Source organism: Streptomyces sp. GD-15H, from assembly GCF_045291515.1.
Taxonomy (GTDB): domain Bacteria; phylum Actinomycetota; class Actinomycetes; order Streptomycetales; family Streptomycetaceae; genus Streptomyces.
Map to the genome: position 1 here is coordinate 1,614,872 of NZ_CP149447.1, position 20,448 is coordinate 1,635,319.

Genomic DNA, 20,448 nt, shown 5'->3' on the forward strand with positions numbered 1-20,448 from the left:
ATGCGCGCCCATGAGTGACGACGTACGCAACATTGTTCTGGGTGTGGTCGCCTCCGGCCTCTTCGCCGCGCTGGGCTGGATCGCCCGTACCTACCTGTGGAAGCGCGGACTCAGGCGCAAGCAGGCCTTCTTCGGACTGCCGGACAACTCCGAGTCGCTCCTCGTCGTCAACCGCGATCCTGCCACGGCGGAACCGGCCGTGCATCGTTTCGACGTCTTCTCGCTGCTCGGACTCTCGGCGTTGATCAAGGAATGCGGTGCGCATGTCCAGGTGGTCACGCAGGACGCGCCCCACCAGGGTTTCGGCGAGCGCACGGAGTTCTGCGTGGGGAGTCCCGGGTCGAACGGTCGCGTTTCTCCGCGGCACCCACAATGGATGCAATGGTCAACGGCTTGAGGCTCACCGGATCTCAGCTTGACTCTGTCGGGATCTTGGTTGCGCCTCACGGCGCAACCAAGATCCCGACAGAGTCAAGCTGGGTGGGGTCCGTCCGGGGTCAGTGGCCCCTGCGCACCCGGGCCGCCGCCCGGGCCTCCGCCGCCTTGCGGGCCTCGGCGGCCTTGCGGGACTCCTTGACGGGACGGCCCGGACGGCTGCCGAGGCCGCGGAAGGGCATGTTGCCGCTGTTGGCCTTCGTCCCAGCCGGCGGGCGTTTCGCACCGGTGAGGGCGGTCAGCGTCGCCTCGCCGGAGCGCACCGGGGTGACGGTCGGCCGGACACCGGCGTCGGACATCATCCGGTTCACCTCGCGCCGCTGGGCGGGAGTGACCAGGGTGACCACGGTCCCGGACTGTCCGGCCCGCGCCGTGCGCCCGCCGCGGTGCAGGTAGTCCTTGGGGTCGGCCGGCGGATCGACGTTGACGACGAGGTCGAGCGCGTCGATGTGAATGCCCCGCGCCGCGACGTTGGTGGCCACCAGCACGGTGATGTCACCGTCCGCGAACCGGGCGAGCGTGTGCGTGCGCTGCGGCTGCGACTTGCCGCTGTGCAGGGCAACGGCCCGCACACCGCTGGCCCGCAGATGACGTGTGAACTGGTCGACGCCCGCCTTGGTGTCCAGGAACATCAGCACCCGGCCGTCCCGAGCGGCGATCTCGGTCGCCGTGGCGTACTTGTCGGCGGGATGAACGGTCAGGACGTGATGGTCCATCGTGCTCACCGAGCCCGCCCCGGGGTCGACCGACGCGTGGACCGGTTCGTTCAGATGACTCCGCACCAGTTGCTCGACGTGACGGTCGAGCGTGGCCGAGAACAGAAGCCGCTGCCCGTCGGAGGGGACCTGTTCCAGAATGTCCGAGACCTGTGGCAGAAACCCCAAGTCGCACATCTGGTCCGCCTCGTCCAACACCGTGATCCGAACGTGGTTCAGATGGCAGTCCCGGCGCGACACGAGGTCGGCCAGCCGCCCCGGCGTCGCGACGACCACATCGGCACCGCTCCGCAGCTCCGCCACCTGCCGGTTGATCGACAGCCCGCCGACCACCGTCGCCAGCCGTACGTTCAGCGTCCGCGCGTACGGCACCAGGGCGTCGCTCACCTGCTGGGCGAGCTCCCGGGTCGGCACCAGGACCAGCGCGAGCGGCCGCTTCGCCTCTGCCCGCCGGCCCGCCGTCCGGACGAGCAGAGCGAGCCCGAAGGCCAGCGTCTTGCCGGACCCCGTCCGTGCCCGTCCGAGGATGTCACGGCCGGCCAGCGCGTCGGGCAGCGTCGCCGCCTGGATGGGGAACGGTTCCGTCACCCCGAGCCCTCCCATCGTCTCCACCAGCTCCGGCGGCAGCCCGAACGCGTCGAAGGACGCGGCCGGGGTCACCTCCGGCGACGCTGTCACTCGCGGGGACGTGCCGCCCCTGGAGAGTCCGGAGGCCGACGGCTTCGCGTTCATGAGGCACCTTCCTGATCTGGCGCCCGGAGCGCACCGGGGCCCGTACCGTTCGGTACGGACCCCGGTGTAATGAAGCGCGGGCACAGCTTACCAGCGGCCCGGAATGCACCTCTGGCACTGATTTCTCCGCCTTCGCCGGCGTTCACACCCTTTGTTTTGTCGTCCCCTCCTCGGTTTGTGAATCGTGTCGGAGAAGCATGACCGGGCCTGGCTCGGCACCAGCCCGAGTTCCACCTTCACTCACAGGTTCACTTGCTCGGACGTCGCCGCCGCCCTGAGCTGCCCGAGCCGTCCAGCCTCCCCGGCTACGACTGCCGCCGCACCGACGCCGAAGTGATGATCTGCGACAGTTTGCCCTTATTGCTTCGGTGTTGATGTGTCAGTGATCCGGGGCGGTGTTGGCCCGGGGCGGTGTTGGCCCGGGGCGGTGTTGGCCCGGGGCGGTGTTGGCCCGGGGCGGTGTTGGCCCGGGGCGGGATGGTGACGGCCGGTGTTGTGCCGCTGACACCGGTTGCCGGTAGAGCACTGACGTTTTTGATGGACCGCCAGGTCATGGTGGTGCCGATCGGCATCACGGCTCGGTGTTTGTGCTGGTCGGTGGGCCAGGCTATGGCGAACGGCTTCGGTGCAGGTGGCGAGTTCGGTGTCGTTCCGGGTCGTGAGGAGGGGGAGAGGGCGGCGGCGCTGCCCGGCCATCTGCGCGCCGATCAACCCCCAAGCCCTTTGCCGGTCAGCGGCGCCTGGGGTGCTCACCGAGGCGTCTGCGCCCCACGCGCGATGTGTCGGCTTCGTGTCAGTGCCGGTGGCCGGCAGTCACCGTGGGCCGCTGCTGGCCATCTTTCCGCTGGTCACCGTGGAGGCGTGTGACGGTCCGCCACCGACACCGGGGTGGCATGGGCATCGGATTTCACTGTCATGAGGCGACAGATCCCCAGGTGGTCTGCCGGCATGAAGCCGAGAGATCACAGGTAAGAGGTTCGCCGTCACCCGCCGCCTGCCGGGTGCCGGTTGTGCTGATGACGTCGCCGCGCCGGCGGCTGCTGACCTTCCCGCCCTTCTCTGCGCCGGCCTTCAGCGCCGCGGGCTCGGTCACTTCTTCGAGGGGCACACGGTCGACCTATAGTGGGCCTCATGAGCCGTTGGAGCGAGTTGACCGGGGAGAAGTCCGGAGAGGAGTACGCCGCACGGTTCGCGGCCCTGGCCCGTAGCGGGAAGGAGGTGCACGGTGAGGCACGCTTCTGCGCGGCTCTCGTGCCTGCCGGAGCGCGGGTGCTGGACGCCGGGTGCGGTACCGGACGGGTCATGATCCGGCTTGCGGAGCTCGGGTACGACTGTGTCGGGGTGGATCTCGACGCGTCGATGCTGGCGGTGGCGCGGCAGCAGGCGCCGGAACTGCCCTGGTTCCAGGTGGATCTGGCCGGGTTCGAGCCGGACCTGCTCGGCGTCGCAGCGGACTTCGATCTCGTGGTCGCCGCAGGGAACGTTTTCCCGCTGCTCGCCGCCGGCACCGAGGCCCCGGTGGTCAAGCGCCTGGCCGCGGCCCTACGTCCGGGCGGTCTGATGGTCGCCGGCTTCGGCCTGGACGAGGCCCACCTGCCCGTGCCGCCCGGCATCACGCTGCCGGAGTACGACGACTGCTGCGCCGCGGCCGGCCTCACCCTCGTCGACCGCTTCGCCACCTGGGACGCCGCCCCTTACGACGGCGGCGGCTATGCCGTCAGCGTCCACCGCCGCTGAGGACGTGAGAGTTCGGCCCGCGGCCCGCGCGCCCCGACATCGTCGCGTACCACCCACGTGCCGCCGTCATCATCGGGCGGTTTCATGACTGGGACGAAACGAAGCCGCACGCTCTACACGGGCTCAACGGCAGGATGCACGGCATCACCGTCATGACCCATGACCAGCTCATTTCCCAATGTCACGCACTGCTGAGCCATGTAACGGCCGTCAACGAGATCCCCGAAGCCGCAGCCACCGAGTTGACCGCATAGACCTCATGCCGTCTCGGAACGTCAGCGGGGCCGGACAGGAACTCCTGCCCGGCCCGCGCTGTTTGCCCGTACGCAGCTACGTCCAGCGCATGCCGATTGCGGAGAGCTGTTCCACACGCTCCGGTGCCAGCGTCGCGGCCCGGGACCGCTGGTTCCCGATCCATGCCCCAGCCGGAGTTCTCGTTCCTCCTGGTGCTCGCCGTCGCGGGCCGGACGCGCGGGTGGTGTCCTGGGGTGTGGTGTTTCAGATGACCCAGAGCAGTCCGTTGCCGCCGAGGAGTGTGCCGTGGTCCTGGGTGAGTCCGACGGAGGATGCCGTGAACAGACGGCTGCCGGTGGCGGTCGGGCGGGAGGTGCCGCCGGGGAACACCCATACCGCGCCGGTGGAGTTGTTCTCCTCCGCGGCGCCGACGAACAGTTCAGGTTTGCCGTCCTTGTTGATGTCGCCGGCGGAGACCGTGGTGCCGAAGAAGTCGTCCGTTTCGGAGGCGCCGGGGACACCGGCGGTGTCCTGGGAGAAGGAGTAGGCGCCGGTGCCGAGGGTGCCCGTGCGGCGGCCCGGGACGATGGTCACCTGGCCGGCGCGGGGTGTGGCGAGATCCTCGTACGGGGAGCCGATCATGATGTCCGCGAGGCCGTCCCGGTTGAGGTCGGCCACGGCGAGGGAGCCGCCGAAGGCGTCTCCCTTTTCGCTCGCGCCGGGGACTCCGGTGGTGTTCTGGGTGATCTGCACGGGCCTGGTGTCGTTCGTGATGCCTTGTGCCGAGCCGTACCAGACCAGGACACGGCCGCCCGTTGCGCCGTCCACGCCCGCGACTTCCGGCTCGTCGGGGTCGCCGGCCACGAGGTCGGTGTAGCCGTCGCCGTTGAGGTCGCCGGTGGCGGCAATGAGTCCGTTGCCGTGCTTCAGTTCGCTGCCGTAGGCGGGCTTGGTGTAGATCTGGCCGCCGCTGAGGCCGGACAGGCGGCTGGTGACGACGGCCGGGTCGGGCACCGCGTCCTTGTCGAAGTCGCCGAGGGCGACGGACTCCAGGGAGGGGGTATTCTCGTTGAGGGTGGCCGAGCCGAAGGTGCCGCTGCGGCTGAAGGGCCCGGTGAAGTGCACGGACGCGTCCCAACCCGCGACCAGGACACGGGTCCTGGTGCCCGCGCCGGTGCTGAGCGCGGCGACGTCGAGGCCGTAGGAGCCGGGGCGGCCGGACGGCGTCGGCAGGTTCGTACCGCTGGTCAGTCCGCTTCGGCTGCCCCAAAGGACCGTGACCGTACCGGAGTCGGTGCCCTTGGTGGTGTCCTCGTACGGCGAGGAGACCACCAGGTCGGCGTACCCGTCCCGGTTCAGGTCGGCCATCGCGGTGGACGCGCCGAAGCGGTCGTACGCCTCGGCCGTGCCGGGCACCCCGGACGTGTTCTGCGTGATCGTTTTACGCCGGGAGGCCGACAGTCCCGAGGAGGATCCGTACAGCACGACGACGGCCCCGGCCGCCTCCTTGCCCGACACGTTGGCGCCGGGTGCGGGCAGGACCGCGTCGCGGTATCCGTCGCCGTTGAAGTCACCCGGTACGGCACCGTGCACGGCGGCCGCGGGGCCGGCGGCAGCAGGCCTCCCACGAGGCCGACGGTGACGACTGCGGCCGCACCCCATCGCAAGCTCATGCGTGTCCCCTTCACCCCAGGCGCACCCCCTGTGCGCCGACATCACACGGGAAGTGTAGAGGCAGGTCCGCCCAGACATGGGGCGCCGGTGTCAGGGCCGGAGTGCAGGCGGTTCGCCGTCGATGCCGCACAGGGACGGGGGTATGGACGTACGGCGTCGGCAGGGGGTCAGGCCGGACGCGCTGGAGGGGGCAAGGGGGACAGTCGTGCCCGCTGCCAGCAGCAGGACGGCTCGCGCCGAAGTGGGCGCGGAAACGGTACGTGGTGCCCGCGCTCGGCTTGGCCTTCTTCCTCGGCATCGGCGCCGGAGGCGGCGGCAGCCAGCCGCCGACGACGCCAAGCCGGCCGCGGCCAAAGCTCAGCCGACGGCCACCGTCACCGCGACCATGACAGCCACGCCGACCGCGAGACCCGAGCCTGCGCCGATCGTGACGGAGACCGCGGAGGTCGAGGTAACTGAGACGGTTACCGCGAAGTCCGCCGCCGACTCCGGCAGCAGCAGTAGCGACGGTGGCAGTGTCCACTACCAGAACTGTGCCGCCGCCCGAGCCGCCGGGGCCGCACCCGTCCACCGCGGCGAGCCCGGCTACGGCAGTCACCTCGACCGCGACGGCATCGGCTGCGACTGGGGATAGGCAGGCGAAAGGGCATTGTCACGTTGGCCGACCGGCCTGGGATGATCTTGGAGTTGGTCGTGCCGGGGAGGGGTTCGCTCGTGTCGTCCGCGCCGCCGTCGTACCAGGGGCACCGGTACCCGGTGGAGGTCATCTCCCACTGCGCGTGGCGGTACTTCCGCTTCCCGCTGTCGTTCCGCGAGGTCGAGGAACTGCTGCCCGAGCGCGGTGTCATCGTGTTTCACGAGACGGTCCGCCGCTGGTGTGCGAAGTTCGGGCAGTCCTACGCCGGCGGTCTGCGCCGCCGTCGTGCGAGGCCGGGCGACAAGGGCACCTGGGACGAGGTCTTCATCAAGATCAGCGGGGAGCCGAAGTACCTGTGGCGGGCCGTGGACGCCGCCGGCACCGTGCTCGACATCCTCGTCCGGAACCGGCGCAACAGGGCCGCGCCAGGCGCTTCTTCCGTCGGCTCCTCAAAGGAATCGGAGCCGTGCCGCGGGTGGTCGTCACGGACAGGCTCCGTTCCTGCGGGTCGGCCCGGTTGTTCAGGCCCTCGGTCGAGCACCGCTCGCACAAGGGCCTGAACAACCGGGCCGAGAACTCCCACCAGCCGACGAGGCAGCGCGAACGCGCCGTGAAAGGCTTCCGTAACGTCGGAGGAGCCCAGCGGTTCCTGTCCGCGTTCCGCGGCATCTCACCCCCTTCCGGCCACGCCGGCACCGGATGACCGTCCCCGACCACCGCACCGAGACGATCACCCGCTTCGCCGTCCGGGACCAGATCATCGGCACCGCCGCACAGCCCTCCGATGTCTGACCCGGACCCGGCACCGGCGCCCCCGCACCCCGACGCAACCTCGGACGAGCATTCCTCAGCCCACGTGACAAGGCTCTCCTCCGTTCCCATGACGAAGGCCCCCGTCGGAGCGGGAGCCCTGCATTTCCGCACCCATGAGGGCCGGGCCTGTCACCCATGAGGGCCGGGCCTGTCAAGGGGTGTAGACAACCCCCGCCTGCGGCTTTCGGTGGGATGCCGGGACGTTTTCCTTGCGGAGCTTCCTCGCGGCATGTCTGCGGACCGCCGCGTGGGAGGGGTCCAGTTGGAGCGCCCGGAGCCCCGCGAGGAACGAGCGGGGCGAGGACGAACGAGCTGGAGGCCGACGAGCGGTGGTCGACCATGGAGGCCGAGGGAGCGTCACGGATGTTCAGCAGGGTGGTCGTTGTGGTCCCCGGCGCGGTGGTCGGCGGAGTGGTCTCACAAGCACCCATTCGGCGTCCGGCCGCACAGGCCGGCGCCATGACCATGGTGCGGGGATCCGGGCTGCTCAGTCAGGTCATCGAGCGCGGCCGGCAGGCCGTCTCATGCGGAAAGGCGAGCTCACCCGGGGTCTGCGACCGCCCGTGGCGGTTGTCCTCGGCCGCTGTCATCGCGCCCCCCGCCGGTCGTGTGGGGCCTGCACATCGCGCAGCAGGTGGTAGGCGCGGGCCAGCAGGCGGCGGGCCACCGCAGTGGTGGCGATCTTCTTGCCGCGGCGGTGCGCGAGGCGCTGGTAGGCATCGGCGAACTCCGGCGACCGCTTGGCGGTCTGGGCGGCCTCGCACAGGATCCACCGCAGCCAGGGCGAGCCCTGTTTGGAGATGTGCCCGTGCCGGACGGTGAGGTCCGAGCCGCGGACGGTCGGGGTCAGTCCGGCCCAGGCGGCGAGCTTGCGCGCGGAGGAAAAGCGCGTGACGTCGCCGATCTCGGCCGCGATGATCAGGGCGGTGAGTACGCCGACCCCCGGCAGCCGGGTGAGGGCCCGCACCCGGGGATCGCCCCGCGCCTGCGCGAGCAGCTGCGCATCCAGCGCGTCGATCGGCTCTTTGAGGGCGTCCATCAGGCCTAGAAGATCATCGACCACGTGACGCGAGGCGTCCGGCAGCTCCAGGCCCTCCAGCCAGGCCCGGCCGGGGGCGGTGAAGCAGCCGCCGGGCCGGTCGCTGCCCTGGTCCGCCAGGACGGCATGGACGCGGTTGCGCAACAGGGTACGCAGCCGCACCAGCCGGCAGCGGTGCCGCACCAGGGCCCGCTGCTGCCGCACCTGGAGCGGGGCGATCCATGCCTCCGGCAGCAGATCCGCGCGCAGCAGCTGCGCGAGGGTCGCCGCATCGACCTTGTCGTTCTTCAGCCGGGCGGAGGCGATGGCCTTGCAGCGCAGCGGGTGCACCAGGTGCGGCTCGAAACCGTAGTCCTCCAGCAGCTCGACCAGCCAGCCCCAGCCGTAGGCGGCCTCGAAGGCGACCGGCGCCCCGATCGGCAGATCACCGATCACCGACAGCACCGGTTCCACCCCGTTGGGCACGTTCCGGTTGGCCCGTACCGCGCCGTCGTCCTCGACCACCGCGATCTGTGACCGCTTGCGGTGTACGTCGATACCGACGTAGACAGACATTGAGGGCCTCCTTCCTGAGCTCGCACATATCCGGACGATAGGTATCGCCGGGCTGAGCAGGGAAGGGGGCCCGGCCCTCATAGGGTCAGGTCAGGCGGCTGTCATGAAACTGAGTTCAAGGTGGGACTCCTGGAACGTGTCCGAACCGGCGGATGGTGGCCCGTATGTCGGCGATGCCGCCCGGGGTTCGGGTCAACGTCGATCCGGAGCCGGGGCCGGACCGGGGCGCCTTCCGGATCGGCACCGAGCGCTACCGCATGGAACCGGGGGTGACGGAGTACGTCCTGCTCGCCCGGCTCACCGCCGGTGAACGGCGCGATGCCCGGCCGGTGTTCCTGTTCTGCGGTCAGCGCGCGATCACCGACCAGGCCGCCACCCGGTACCTCGCCCGCATCCACGAGCGGCTGGCCCGCAAGTACGGCTCGAACTCCTTCGTCCTGCTGCTGAAGGTCATCAACTCGCAGGCGTACGGCCCCGATGTGGTGGACCTGGTGGAGGACGTGACCCGCGCGGCGCAGACCCCGCTGCCGACGCCCGCCGCCAACTCGGCGACCTCGGCGGAGCCGCCGTCCGCGCCCGCTCCACCCAGCTCACGCGGCTCACGCAGGAAGGAGCAGAAGTCTGAGCCGCTCGTGAGCAGCGCAACCCGTCCGGCGCGCAGCTGACCTTCTTCCCGCCGGTGAGCGGCCCGTGGTGCGGGTCGTCTCCACCGCGCGAGCAGTGATCTCCGGCTGCCGCCGGACGGGACTGGCCTATGTGAACCGCCGCCCGCAGGTGTGGGGCGGTAGGCCCCACCCGGCGGCAGCGTCCCCGCTCCGGTCGCGAAGTCCCCTCCCCCACCGGAATGGAGAGCACATCGTAGTCGAGGTTCGGCGGGACGGACTTCTCCGCGTCATCCCGTTCGGTGCTTGAGGATCTTGGAGAGGGAGTCCTCGGCCCGGTCACTGCTCGGATTCGGGAAGAACTCCTCGGGCGTGCGGTCCTCTGCGATACGACCGCCGGCCACGAAGACGACGCGGTGGGCGGCCATCAGCCGTATTCACACCGGAGCGCGGCCCGGCGTCTCACGCCTCCGCGACCTCGGCATACAGCTGCGACAACTCGGGCACACCACTGGCGGCCCATTGGTGTCCGGAGTCCACCACGTCGAACTCCCGCCCGGAGGCGAGCCGTACGACGGGCTGCCCGTCGGACCGGATCTCCCAGGCGGCTCCCGGCACGGTGCGCACGATGACGGTGCCCAGATAGAGTCCGGCGTCGTTGCCCAGCCAGGTCAGCGTGTCCTCGTCGTCCCGCCAACTCCCGGGCACCAGCTGGTCCAGCGCCTCCAACGAGGCCTGGGAGTCGTCCAGTCGGACTCCGGCACGGGACGCCTGGGAGCGCAGCAGCTCACACTCGGCGAGGAGTTCCGCAATGCCCTCGGGATCACGGACTCCTGGCTTCTCGCGCCGGTTGCCCAGGAAAGGGATGTTCATACCCCCAGCCTGACATTCGTACCGCCATCCGCACCACAGGCGCGCGGGCAGCCCCTTCACCGAAGACCGTCACCCGGGGAACTGCCCCCGGAGCCTTACAGGTCGAGATCCACCACGACCGGCGCGTGGTCCGAGGCGCCCTTGCCCTTGCGCTCCTCACGGTCGACGTACGCGTCGGAAACGGCCTTGGCGAACGGCTCGTTGCCGTACACCAGGTCGATGCGCATGCCGCGGTTCTTGGGGAAGCAGAGCTGGCGGTAGTCCCAGTACGTGAACGGGTGGTCGTACTTCAGCGGGCGCGGGACGACGTCCGACAGGCCCGTCTCGCGCAGGGAGGTCAGGGCGGCGCGCTCGGCGGGGGTGACATGGGTGGCGCCCTCGAAGGCGGCGATGTCGTGGACGTCGTCGTCGGTCGGCGCCACGTTGTAGTCGCCGAGCACCGCGAAGGGGCGGCTGCCCGCCGCGTCACCGGCCACGGCCGCCTTCAGCGCCTCGAACCACTGGAGCTTGTACGCATAGTGGGGGTGGTCCACCTCACGGCCGTTGGGCACGTACACCGACCAGACGCGGACCGGGCCGCAGGTCGCGGAGATGGCACGGGGCTCCACGGCACCGTCGTACCCCGGATCGCCGGGCAGGCCCTTGACGACGTCCTCGAGGCCCACCCGGGAGAGCACCGCCACGCCGTTCCACCGGCCGGTCGCGTGCACTGCGGACTCGTAGCCCAGCTCGCGCAGTTGCTCGGCAGGGAACCGCTCCTCGGCGACCTTGGCCTCCTGGAGGCACAGCACGTCCGTGCCGCTGCTCTCCAGCCAGGCCAGGAGCCTCGGCAGGCGGGCGGTGATCGAGTTCACGTTCCAGGTGGCGATGCGCATGTCTCACAACCTACCCGGCACCACCGACAATGCCCGGCCGCCGACGGGCGACCGCCGCCTCGGCTCACAGCTCGGCCGTCGCCCCGGGGGCGAGCCGCAGGTGCTCCGAGCCGCCGAGCGCGCCGATCTGGCGGTCGTAGATCGGGCGGGCCAGATCGGTGAGCAGGGCGTCATGGACGTCGTAGGCGCGCTCCGGCCGGACCTCGCGGAGGTAGTCGATGACCTCCGAGATCTTGTTCCAGGGGGCCATGACCGGGAGCATCAGCGTCCGGACGGGGTGGTCGGGGACGGTGAGGGCGTCGCCGGGATGGAAGAGGACTCCGTCGTCGACGAGGTAGCCGACGTTGGTGACGCGCGGGATGTCCGGGTGGATCACGGCGTGCAGCTCGCCGTGGACCTGGATGTCGAAGCCCGCGGCGGTGAAGGCGTCGCCGTGCCCGACGGTGTGCACACGGCCCGGGAACGCGGCCGAGAGCTGCTCCGCGACGGACTTCAGGGTCCAGACCGCCGCGGCCGGGTCGGCCTCCAGGGCGGCCCTCAGCCGACCCTCGTCGAAGTGGTCGGGGTGTTCGTGCGTGACCAGGATGACGTCCGCGCCGAGTGCGGCGTCCTCCTCGCTGAACCCGCCGGGGTCGATGACGAGGGTGCGGCCGTCCTTCTCCAGGCGGACGCAGGAGTGCGACTTCTTCGTGAGCCTCATGAGCCCATTCTGCCCCGCACCCACACCCGCGCGGGGTGCCCGGTGCTCACTGGTCGCCCGGTGCTCACTCCTGGGGGGTGGTCTCCTCCCGGACAACCTGCTGGGCCACCCGGAACGCGCTGTTCGCCGCGGGGACCCCGCAGTAGACGGCCGCCTGGAGCAGTACCTCCTTGATCTCCCCCGGGGTGAGACCGTTGCGCAGGGCCGCCCGGGTGTGGACGGCGAGGTCCTCCAGGTGGCCGCCGGCGACCAGGGCGGTGAGGGTGACGCAGCTGCGGGTGCGCCGGTCGAGGCCGGGCCGGTTCCAGACCTCGCCCCAGGCGGAGCGGGTGACGAACTCCTGGAAGTCGCCCGAGAAGTTGTCGGTCTGCGCCAGCACCTGGTCGACATGCGCGTCGCCCAGCACCTCCCGGCGAACCTTGGTCCCGGTCTCGTACGGGTCGGGCCTGCCCTGGGCCTGCGACGGGACGGCGGCGGCGATCTCGGCGACGGGCCCGCTCTGCCGCGGTACCACCGCCCGCGCGGCCTGGTCCGGGACGGCGGGCAGGGCGGTCTGGCCGGTGGCGGACTCGAAGGCGGGCTGCCAGGCGGTGGAGAAGTGCCGGACCAGCAGGTCGGTGACCGCGGCCGGCTGCTCCACCGGCACCAGGTGGGAGGCGCCGGGCACGACGGCCAGCCGGGCGTCCGGCACGCCGGCGACCAGCGTGCGGGCCTCGGCGGGGCCGGTGACCTGGTCGTCTGAGCCGACCAGTACCAGGGTCGGCACGCCGACGCTGCCGAGTTCGGCCCGCACGTCGAACGAGGCGAGGGCCTCACAGGCGGCGATGTAGCAGCCCGGGTCGGTGGTACGCACCATCTGCACGGCCCACTCGGTGATCGCGGGCTGCGCGGCCGCGAAGCCGCTGGTGAACCAGCGGTCGGGCGCGGTGCGGGCGATCGGGTCGAGCCCGTTGGTCCGGACGATCACCCCGCGCTGGCGGAACTCGTCGGCGGTGCCGAACCGGGGCGAGGCGGCGATCAGGGCGAGGGAGGCGACGCGTTCCGGGTGCCGCAGGGCCAGTTCGAGGCCGATCGCGCCGCCGAACGCGCAGCCGGCGTAGCCGAAGCGCTGCACACCGAGGCCCTCGAGGGTGGCGAGCAGTCGCGCGGTGAGATCGCCGACCGAGCCCGCCGGGTAGGCGGGGGCGCCTCCGTGCCCCGGCAGATCGAACCGGAACACCCGCCACTGCTTCGTCAGCTCGGGGATCTGCCGGTCCCACATGTGCCATGTGGTACCCAGTGAGGGAGCCAGGATCAGGACGGGAGCCTCTTCCGGCCCGTCAAAGCGGTATTGCAGGGTGTTCGGTGGTGTCTCACTCACGCCCAAACTCTCTCACGTGTCACGAGCTGTCACACGGCCGGGGAAAAACCCGGCGACTCCCGCGCCCGGCAGCGCCACACCGCCGGCGCTGCCGGAACCCTCGGGGACCCAGGTACGAGCTCTCCGGCGTGTACGCGTGGCCGCCCGGACAGTGCATCCTCCTGACACGCGCGCTCTCCCAGCCCCTGCTCCGCAGAGCTTCCTGCTTCGACGTGGCTTCCAGATAGTCCGGTTTGCAGCAAAGCGTATACTGCCGGCCCCAAGGATCAGCACGACGCACTTGAAAGCCTTCCGGGATCTCACCGCCAGCAGCCGGAACACCACACGGTGGACAAGCTGCGCCTTTCCCTCGTAGGAGACTTGGCCGTAGCCTGACCGCCCCTCCCCGTTGCAGCTGCCGGTCCACAACCAGCAGCCGGTGTCCGAATCCACCTCGATCTTGGCTTTCATACGGCTGGGCAAATCGCTCCGCCGCCAGGCTTCCTGGCTCACGCTTGCTTCTCCGCCTCAGAACCGTGAAGGCCGTCCCACGTGGTCGCGGCTCCGCGGAGGTCCTCCACGTCCGGCTTCACGTACCACTTCTTCGTGGTCCTGACGTTCGTGTGCCCGGCCCATCGGGCGAGGATGTGATCCGGCACGCCGTTGTTGGCGAGATAGGTGAGACAGGACGAGCGAGCGTCGTACAGGCGTACTCGGCGGAGGCCAAGGACCTCCATGAGCCGGTACGCGCGTCTACGGAGCTGCTTGATCGTGAAGGCTTCCCCGGTCTCGTGTACCACGACGTACTCGGACCCGGGTTCGACGTAATTTGGGGGTTCTAGAGGTCCTGCGGAGCTGAAGGCCCAGGTCATCGGGCTGCGAGAGGCAGAGAAGCCCGAAAGTCCCTAGAGACGCGATTTTTTCCATTCACCTGCGCTGTCCTGGCCGCAGCTCGTATGGTCTAGAGCCGTGTACGTGAAGACGACGAAGCGGGAGAACAAGTCCGGCACGGTCCGGTACCTCCACCTGGCCCACAACGAGTGGGACCCGGCCAAGGGTCGGGCGGTGCCCAGGGTCCTGCTCACCTTCGGCCGCGAGGACCAGCTCGACCGCGACGCGGTCAGGCGCCTGGTCGCGTCTCTATCGAGGCTGCTGGAGCCGGGCGACGCGCTGGCCGCGACCGCCGCGTCCGACCTGGAGTTCGTCTCCTCGGTGCCGTTCGGCGGCACCTACGTCCTCGACCACCTGTGGCGCCGACTGAAGATCGACCAGATCGTGGGCCGGGTCGGGCAGCCCAAGCGCGGCCGCCGCCGGGACATGACCGCCACCGAACGGGTGCTGTCCGCCCTGGTCGCCAACCGGGCACTGGCGCCGTCGTCCAAGCTCGCCGCAGCGGACTGGATCACCCACGACGCGCACATCGACCGCCTGGCCGAGATCGGCGAACAGCCCTGCTACCGGGCGATGGACTGGCTCCATGAAGTGACCGGCGACCTGGAGAAGCAGGTCTTCGACGAGGTCGCCAACCTGCTGAACCTCGAGGTGGACCTGCTGTTCTTCGACACCACCAGCACCTACTTCGAGCTGGAGGAGCCCGACGCCCCCATCGCCCGCGACGACGCGGGCCGCCGGCTGGACGCCGACGCGGGCGACGACAAGGCGAAGCAGGCCGGGTTCCGCGCCTACGGCAAGTCCAAGGACTCCCGCGACGACCTGCCCCAGATCGTCATCGGCATGGCCGTCACCCGCGACGGCATCCCGGTGCGCTGCTGGTGCTGGCCGGGCAACGCCTCCGACCAGAAGCTGATCCGGCAGGTCAAGGACGACATGCGCGACTGGACCCTGGCCAAGATCGTGTGGGTGACCGACCGCGGCTTCTCCAGCGAGGCCAACCGCCGCTACCTGCGGCAGGGCGACCACGCCTACATCATCGGCGAGAAGCTCCGCTCCGGATCACCCGAGGTCAGGGCCGCCCTCTCCCGGCAGGGCCGCTACACCGAGATCGCTGAGAACATGCGCGTCAAGGAAGTACGGATCAGCGACACCGACCGGTTCGTGATCTGCCACAACCCCGAAGCCGCGCTGCGCGACCAGCACATGCGCACCCAACTCGTCGCCAACCTCGAGGAGTTGATCGCCGACACCGACAAGCTCAGCGACTTCAAACGGGGCGAACTACGCGGGAAGATCACCGACAAGCCCGGCCTGAACCGCTACCTGCGCACCACCCCCGCCGGCAAGCTCCGCATCGACACCGCCAGGATCAAGACCGAGGAGAACCTCGACGGCAAGTACCTCCTGCGCTGCTCCGACCCCAAGCTCAGCGCCGAGGACATCGCTCTGGGCTACAAGCAACTCCTGGAAGTCGAGCGCGGCTGGCGGGACATGAAGCAGATCATCGACCTGCGGCCCGTCTACCACCGGCTCGAAGAACGCATCCGCGCCCACGTCATCCTGTGCTGGCTCGCCCTCCTGCTCATCCGCATCATTGAGACCCAGGCCGGCACGACCTGGCCCCGGGCCCGCCGCGAGCTCCAGCGCCTCCATGTCGGGACCTTCACCGGCCCCGCCGGCACGTTCCAGCAGGTCACCGGCCTCACCAAGCCGCAGACCGACCTGCTCGCCAAGCTCGCCATCCCTCACCCCAAGCAGGTCCTCGACCTCCAGCCCACACCCCGCTGACCAGCAGGAATACCACCGCCTAGAGAAACGCCCTCCAGGCGGCCACACCCATGTCCGCGCAGATCAGACCCCAGATTCGGCCCTCCAGGCCACCGAATTACGTCGAACCCGGGTCGGAGTCCGAGTAAGCCTCACCGAGGACGAGCTTCTCCTTGGCCTGGAGTGCCTTGAACGACTTGAGGGCAGCCAGCACGGGAGCCGGCAAGGGCAGATCACGCTCTCCGGCCAGGGACTTGGTGTCCTTTTCCACCACATATCGATTCCCTATCATCGTCCGCGTGTTGGCTATGGTCATCGTGGCATTCTCCAGGTCGACGTCTTCCCATCGGAGTCCGCAGACTTCACCCGGACGCAGACCCATGAGGGACAACAGAAGAGGGGCATAGAGCCGTTCTGTCCTGACGCCCTGAATGAACGTCTGAACTTCCTTGACGTTCCACGGATTCACTTCCTGCTTTTCCTTCCGCTCCTCCTTACGCGCTTTACGGGGGATGGTGACGTGCTGGGCCACATTTATCGTCAGCAGCCGACACGTCACTGCCCGATTCAAGGCGTCCTTCAATCGGGCGAGGCTCATTTCTACACTGGTCACCCCCAACGGAGTTCCTGCTTTATCGCCACGTACTCGCCCATGCTTCAATGACCACTGCATCCACTCCTCTACGCTCTCCTCCGTAAGGCCCTGAAGACGAATGTGACCCATTTTCCCCCTGACCCGGTCGAGGGTGATCCGATAGTTGTAGATAGTGGTTCCTTCCAGGTCCTCTGCTTTCATTGTGAGCCATTGATCAAGCCACTCATTGAGAGTTATCTGGTTGGGTGGGAAAAACGTCCCTTCCTGACGACGGTTGGTGATGCGCGCATACTCGGCCTGCGCCTCCTTGAGTGTGGCGAACGTACGACGCAACTGCTTACGCTTCCCCGTTCCAGGGTCCACGCCGACGTCGACCACGAACCGGTAGCGCACCTGCCCCTTGGAGTTGGGCGGGAGCTTCTTGATCGGAACGGACAGGAGGTACTCACTCTCCTTCAAAGTGGGACCTACGCCAGCCAGGCAAGGGCTCATCTGCCTGGCAGCAGACCGGTGCTGTTTCATCGCATGAATCAGCGATACCTGCTGAGTTCGCTGCAGCTCCACCGCCAAGCACAACCGTGCACACGAACGTCTTTCAAGGATCGCCACGATCGCCGATTTCGCTAACCGGCGATCGTCGTCTATGTTGCGCTCGCCCATCGCAGGCCATCCGCGCGTTCACTGCGTCGCGGACGACGAGGCCGAGAAGAGTAAGCGAACAGATCATTCGCATGCGTCACCAAAGGGATCTCCTCAGCGGGTCAGGGGGCGGATTGACCGGCCCGTGGTTCAGGGATGTTGTACGTTGACATAGACCCACGGCGGATTCCACCCTTTCCGAGATGTTCCTCGTCTGCCGTGAGCGAATGAGGGGCTGGTAGGCGCCGAAATCGGCTTCACCGACCAAGGGCCTGTTCCCGCACCGCTTAGCGGAAGACATCCGCCGAAGCCCCCTCGTCGCGCAGAGCGGGCATCCAGACTCGCTCAAAAAGCCCGCCTATCCAGCGGCCGGCACAGCCCCTCACCGAATGCGGGCACGGTTCTGGTGGCTATGCTCCGCCGGAGCCGGGCGAACCAGGCGGGATGCCTCCAGGCCCTCAGTCTTTGTTCGCCTCGTCCGGCTGGCCGAGGCAACTCAGAGCGCACCCTTGCGGAAGCCCGACCACGGAGGTCGCGGCATGAGCACTGTGCACCGGCCGTCTCTCACCGCCATCTGCCCTGCTGGCTGAACGAGGGCGCCGCGGTTCCACCCTTTGGAGTTCTTTCTTGTCTGCCGTGGACGAATGCCCGCCGACAGCTGCGTGGAGCCCTCCTGCCCCGGACCCATTGAGGCGTAAGGCATGCGCCGGCACCTGCGACTGATGCAGGTCGGTGGGTGAGTCCCACCCGCCTTCACCGGTAGCGACCAACCTTCGGCGTGCCCTGGACGGCTGGGTAGGGTCGCGGTACCCGAGCTGGAAAGGTAGTTGCATGGCCAACGATATTGTGATCGCGCAGACGACCAGCGACAACGAGGATCAGGCGAAGGCGCTGGCCCGGGGCGCGGTCGAGAGCAAGCTAGCAGCGGGCGTCCACATCGATGCACCGATCACCGCCTTCTACTGGCCTCGATTCGTCAGCAGGTTTCGGTCGCTGATCGGTGCGGCGGTTCGCCCGTAATGTCCTCTCCCGCTGGAGGACGGGCCATCGCGTGACGCCGCGGGGTGCGCCGGGTTCCACGGGCCCGGAGACTGCGGGTTGTCCTCCTTCCTGGTCCTCGTCGGGGTGCGAGCCGGCCGTCAGGTGGCGACCGGAAGCTGCGTGATCCTGCTCCAGCTGGTGGTGAACGCCGTTGCCCAGGGCCAGGTCCGCTCGATGCGCAGAAAGCGGCGGCGGGCGTGGCGGGCCAGGCGGGCGGGCAGGTGGTAGAGACGGATGGGGGTCCCCCCGGCCGGAGGCTGGGGGAGCATGGTGGCCGGCTCGGCGTCGGCCAGGTCCTCGCGGTCGTGCAGGGTGAGCAGCCGCAGCCAGGCATCAAGATCGGTCGCGAGGTTCGCGGCGAGCATCCAGCCCGTGTTGACCTGCCACGACTGTGAGGGCAGGTTGTGCAGGCCCATGGCCTTGCCGGTGCGGATGCGGTCTTCGACCTCGGCATGGTCGCGGTGCAGGGCGTCGAGGAACTGGATCTGGTGGGAGCCGGCGCTGCCCCACATGTGCCGGATGTTCGTGGCGGTGATCGAGTAGCGCCGGCCGGTCTTCCGCTCGAAGGCGGTCAGCTTCTTCAGGTGCCGCCGGGACGGGCGCACGCGGCGTGGGGGCACCTCCCGGCCGAAGGCTGGGGGAGATCAGCCGCATGCCCTCCGGCCAGCCGTCGCGGGTGTTCAGCCCGGTCAACTCGGCAACCTGATAACCCTTTTGAAGCTCGCCGCCCTGTGTCAGTGAGGTCTCCCAGGCGCTTTCGGGGAGTCTTGCGATCGCTGCCTCGTCCTCGGGCGTGATCTTCCAGCCGACCGTGTAACGGACCGTGCGCCGCTTCGTGGTCAGCGCCTCCAGGTGCTGGAGCAGGCCGTGGGTGGCGCCCGCGCCGTCGACCCGGACGAGGATCTTCGACTGGGAGGAGTGCGGTATCTGATCCAGCGCGGCGGCCAGGACGCGGACGTGGTCGTCCACGGTGTTCGCCCCCGCGTTGCCCGGGCGGAGTTCCATCGCGAGGCTCTCGCCGGTGTTCGCCAGCCAACTGCCCAGCGGGTGGAAGCCGAACGTGCCCTTGAACGTGGCCGCGGCTCCTTGTTTCCGGGACGCGCTCGTGATGACCGTGGCGTCCAGGTCGATGACGATCCAGCCCGTCAGCCTCCGTCCGGCGACCGTGAGCCACGGAAAGCCGCCGGGCCGCAGGTGGAGCAGCGTCCACACCTGCCGGCGCACCCGCCGCCGGACTTTCGCGATCTTCGCCAGGGTCTTGTCGTCCAGCTCGGCCCGCAGGCGGCGCATCGTCGAGTCCGAGGCCGCAGGGCCGAACAGGCCCTGGTGGTGAAGCTGGAGCTGCTCGGCCTCCAGCAGGCTCCGCGCCCCGAGCACCATCGCCACGGCGAGTTGCACGAGCACCCCGGCCCGCTCCCGCCACCCTGCACTCGTGCTGGAGGGAAGCACCCCGGCGAGTCCTCGTGTCAGCCCCACTCGGTCCGCCAGCCGGCGCAGCAGCACCGCCCCCGCATGCCCGACCAGCCCCTTGCCGTCGGCCGCCACGGACAGCCCACGGTCCCACCCTGTACGCTCGCTCACCAGAAAGGTGTCCTGACTCCTGCACCGGATACGACCTAGACACTCGCATCCTTGCAGGTCAGCGGCACCTTTCTGCTGTCAGGCCGTCAGCCCACCCAATTCCGCTGAATAACCGGGGCCAACGTGGCCAGCGGGATACCTTTCCCGGCTCAGTTCCCGGGGCCGTCGTTCTCGGGAGTGAGTGCCCGCAGAACCAGGCGCACGTGCTCGCGCACGGCTGCGTCGGTGAGGGGCCGATGCCCAACCATCAGGCGGAAGTACAGAGGCGCGTACAGGAGGTCGAGGATGACGTCGGGGTCTGCCTCGCGAATGATGCCAGCAGTGATCGCCGCATTGACGATGTCGATGCCCTGCTCACGTCGCGCGTTGATGTAGCCGTCCCGGAAAGCCTGAGCGATCTCAGGATCGAATTGCCCTTCGGCGATCAGCGCTGCTACGGCGGTCCCGGTCGCGCCACGGAATGCCTCGGCCATCTGTAGGAGCCGGTCTTCGACGTGGTCTATGTGGAAGTCCTCGGGGTAGGGCAGGACGCTGCCCGATTTCCGGAGGAACGCCGTCATGATCACCGCGGCGCGGTTCGGCCACCACTTGTAGATCGTTACTTTGCTGACCCCTGCGCGGGCCGCGATCGCCTCGACCGTCGTGGCCTCGAGTCCGTAGGTCAGAAGGAGTTCGTATGCGGCATCCAGGATGGCAGCTTCGGACCGTGGTGAGCTGCGCGCGCGGCGACCTCTGCCTGGGGTGACAGCCGGCTGGTCAGTGCCCTTCGCGGCGCCTGGCGCAGACCCGGCAACTGCGTCCCGTCGAGGGGTTGACATCGAATGCACCTCGTTAAATTATCTGAACGTACAGTTCATCTTAGAGCGTGAGTCACCACAGTGCCCCACGACTTCCCGTTCCGGCAAGTCCCGTTGCCCGTCGTGCCGCGCCATCCGCAGGCCGGCGGTCTCTGAAGAGTTCCGGCTCGCCC

13 protein-coding genes and 7 pseudogenes are annotated in these 20,448 nt (G+C 69.0%); 7 read left to right on the forward strand and 13 right to left on the reverse strand.

The features are described from left to right. Positions 1-10: 10 nt before the first annotated feature. Positions 11-355, forward strand: a pseudogene (locus tag WJ438_RS07880) (hypothetical protein); the annotation flags it as partial. Between the two features lie 142 nt (positions 356-497). Here WJ438_RS07880 and WJ438_RS07885 read toward each other — a convergent pair. After that, positions 498-1,883: a DEAD/DEAH box helicase gene (locus WJ438_RS07885; protein ID WP_406724570.1), complete on the reverse strand. Its 1,386-nt coding sequence runs from the start codon at positions 1,881-1,883 to the stop codon at positions 498-500. Positions 1,884-3,014: 1,131 nt separating this feature from the next. Between WJ438_RS07885 and WJ438_RS07890 the strand changes: the two genes are divergently transcribed. Then, positions 3,015-3,620, forward strand: a complete 606-nt coding sequence (locus tag WJ438_RS07890) for a class I SAM-dependent methyltransferase (protein WP_406724571.1) — start codon at positions 3,015-3,017, stop codon at positions 3,618-3,620. 498 nt (positions 3,621-4,118) lie between these two features. Here WJ438_RS07890 and WJ438_RS07895 read toward each other — a convergent pair whose 3' ends face one another. Continuing rightward, a complete protein-coding gene (locus WJ438_RS07895; RefSeq protein ID WP_406724572.1) occupies positions 4,119-5,447 on the reverse strand; it encodes a VCBS repeat-containing protein in 1,329 nt (442 codons plus the stop codon). 293 nt (positions 5,448-5,740) lie between these two features. Between WJ438_RS07895 and WJ438_RS07900 the strand changes: the two are divergent. Beyond that, positions 5,741-6,162 (forward strand): annotated as a pseudogene (locus tag WJ438_RS07900) (excalibur calcium-binding domain-containing protein). Positions 6,163-6,203: 41 nt separating this feature from the next. Beyond that, a pseudogene (locus tag WJ438_RS07905) lies at positions 6,204-6,957 on the forward strand (IS6 family transposase). Positions 6,958-7,564: 607 nt separating this feature from the next. On the opposite strand, the gene WJ438_RS07910 reads toward WJ438_RS07905, so the two are convergent. Then, a complete protein-coding gene (locus tag WJ438_RS07910; protein ID WP_406724573.1) occupies positions 7,565-8,572 on the reverse strand; it encodes an IS110 family transposase in 1,008 nt (335 codons plus the stop codon). 122 nt (positions 8,573-8,694) lie between these two features. Here WJ438_RS07910 and WJ438_RS07915 point away from each other — a divergent pair. After that, a pseudogene (locus WJ438_RS07915) lies at positions 8,695-9,129 on the forward strand (hypothetical protein); the annotation flags it as partial. A gap of 335 nt (positions 9,130-9,464) precedes the next feature. Here WJ438_RS07915 and WJ438_RS07920 read toward each other — a convergent pair. The 6 genes and pseudogenes from WJ438_RS07920 to WJ438_RS07945 form a co-directional block, all read right to left on the reverse strand. After that, a pseudogene (locus tag WJ438_RS07920) lies at positions 9,465-9,599 on the reverse strand (amino acid ABC transporter ATP-binding protein); the annotation flags it as partial. A 37-nt stretch (positions 9,600-9,636) separates the two neighbouring features. After that, positions 9,637-10,047: a DUF6278 family protein gene (locus WJ438_RS07925; RefSeq protein WP_406724574.1), complete on the reverse strand. Its 411-nt coding sequence runs from the start codon at positions 10,045-10,047 to the stop codon at positions 9,637-9,639. Between the two features lie 95 nt (positions 10,048-10,142). Next, positions 10,143-10,922: an exodeoxyribonuclease III gene (locus tag WJ438_RS07930; RefSeq protein ID WP_406724575.1), complete on the reverse strand. Its 780-nt coding sequence runs from the start codon at positions 10,920-10,922 to the stop codon at positions 10,143-10,145. Positions 10,923-10,986: 64 nt separating this feature from the next. Further along, positions 10,987-11,622 (reverse strand): MBL fold metallo-hydrolase, encoded by a 636-nt coding sequence (locus WJ438_RS07935; RefSeq protein ID WP_406724576.1) that lies wholly within the window; start codon positions 11,620-11,622, stop codon positions 10,987-10,989. 64 nt (positions 11,623-11,686) lie between these two features. Further along, on the reverse strand, positions 11,687-12,982 hold the full coding sequence (locus tag WJ438_RS07940; RefSeq protein ID WP_406724577.1) for an alpha/beta fold hydrolase: 1,296 nt from the start codon (positions 12,980-12,982) through the stop codon (positions 11,687-11,689). 488 nt (positions 12,983-13,470) lie between these two features. Continuing rightward, positions 13,471-13,833, reverse strand: a complete 363-nt coding sequence (locus WJ438_RS07945; RefSeq protein ID WP_406724578.1) for a tyrosine-type recombinase/integrase — start codon at positions 13,831-13,833, stop codon at positions 13,471-13,473. 103 nt (positions 13,834-13,936) lie between these two features. Here WJ438_RS07945 and WJ438_RS07950 point away from each other — a divergent pair, with 103 nt between their 5' ends. Further along, complete coding sequence (locus tag WJ438_RS07950) at positions 13,937-15,643, forward strand: IS1634 family transposase (protein WP_406723693.1); 1,707 nt, start codon at positions 13,937-13,939, stop codon at positions 15,641-15,643. A 97-nt stretch (positions 15,644-15,740) separates the two neighbouring features. Here WJ438_RS07950 and WJ438_RS07955 read toward each other — a convergent pair whose 3' ends face one another. Further along, positions 15,741-16,877, reverse strand: coding sequence for an Arm DNA-binding domain-containing protein (locus WJ438_RS07955; protein WP_406724579.1), 1,137 nt, complete (start codon positions 16,875-16,877; stop codon positions 15,741-15,743). A gap of 810 nt (positions 16,878-17,687) precedes the next feature. Here WJ438_RS07955 and cutA point away from each other — a divergent pair. Next, positions 17,688-17,822, forward strand: a pseudogene (gene cutA / locus WJ438_RS07960) (divalent cation tolerance protein CutA); the annotation flags it as partial. 173 nt (positions 17,823-17,995) lie between these two features. On the opposite strand, the gene WJ438_RS07965 reads toward cutA, so the two are convergent. From WJ438_RS07965 to WJ438_RS07975, 3 genes and pseudogenes are all read right to left on the reverse strand, one after another. After that, positions 17,996-18,409 carry a transposase gene (locus WJ438_RS07965; RefSeq protein WP_406724580.1) on the reverse strand — a complete coding sequence of 138 codons (414 nt, stop codon included), beginning with the start codon at positions 18,407-18,409 and terminating at the stop codon, positions 17,996-17,998. A gap of 184 nt (positions 18,410-18,593) precedes the next feature. Then, positions 18,594-19,478 (reverse strand): annotated as a pseudogene (locus WJ438_RS07970) (transposase); the annotation flags it as partial. Between the two features lie 149 nt (positions 19,479-19,627). Next, complete coding sequence (locus WJ438_RS07975; RefSeq protein WP_406724581.1) at positions 19,628-20,296, reverse strand: TetR/AcrR family transcriptional regulator; 669 nt, start codon at positions 20,294-20,296, stop codon at positions 19,628-19,630. Positions 20,297-20,448: the final 152 nt, after the last annotated feature.

What these genes read in the sequence shown, in the direction of transcription:
- WJ438_RS07885 (WP_406724570.1), bottom strand. Translation starts at nt 1,883, where the DNA reads ATGAACGCGAAGCCGTCGGCCTCCGGACTCTCCAGGGGCGGCACGTCC.
- WJ438_RS07890 (WP_406724571.1), top strand. Translation starts at nt 3,015, where the DNA reads ATGAGCCGTTGGAGCGAGTTGACCGGGGAGAAGTCCGGAGAGGAGTAC.
- WJ438_RS07910 (WP_406724573.1), bottom strand. Translation starts at nt 8,572, where the DNA reads ATGTCTGTCTACGTCGGTATCGACGTACACCGCAAGCGGTCACAGATC.
- WJ438_RS07925 (WP_406724574.1), bottom strand. Translation starts at nt 10,047, where the DNA reads ATGAACATCCCTTTCCTGGGCAACCGGCGCGAGAAGCCAGGAGTCCGT.
- WJ438_RS07930 (WP_406724575.1), bottom strand. Translation starts at nt 10,922, where the DNA reads ATGCGCATCGCCACCTGGAACGTGAACTCGATCACCGCCCGCCTGCCG.
- WJ438_RS07935 (WP_406724576.1), bottom strand. Translation starts at nt 11,622, where the DNA reads ATGAGGCTCACGAAGAAGTCGCACTCCTGCGTCCGCCTGGAGAAGGAC.
- WJ438_RS07945 (WP_406724578.1), bottom strand. Translation starts at nt 13,833, where the DNA reads ATGACCTGGGCCTTCAGCTCCGCAGGACCTCTAGAACCCCCAAATTAC.
- WJ438_RS07955 (WP_406724579.1), bottom strand. Translation starts at nt 16,877, where the DNA reads ATGGGCGAGCGCAACATAGACGACGATCGCCGGTTAGCGAAATCGGCG.
- WJ438_RS07965 (WP_406724580.1), bottom strand. Translation starts at nt 18,409, where the DNA reads ATGTGGGGCAGCGCCGGCTCCCACCAGATCCAGTTCCTCGACGCCCTG.
- WJ438_RS07975 (WP_406724581.1), bottom strand. Translation starts at nt 20,296, where the DNA reads ATGTCAACCCCTCGACGGGACGCAGTTGCCGGGTCTGCGCCAGGCGCC.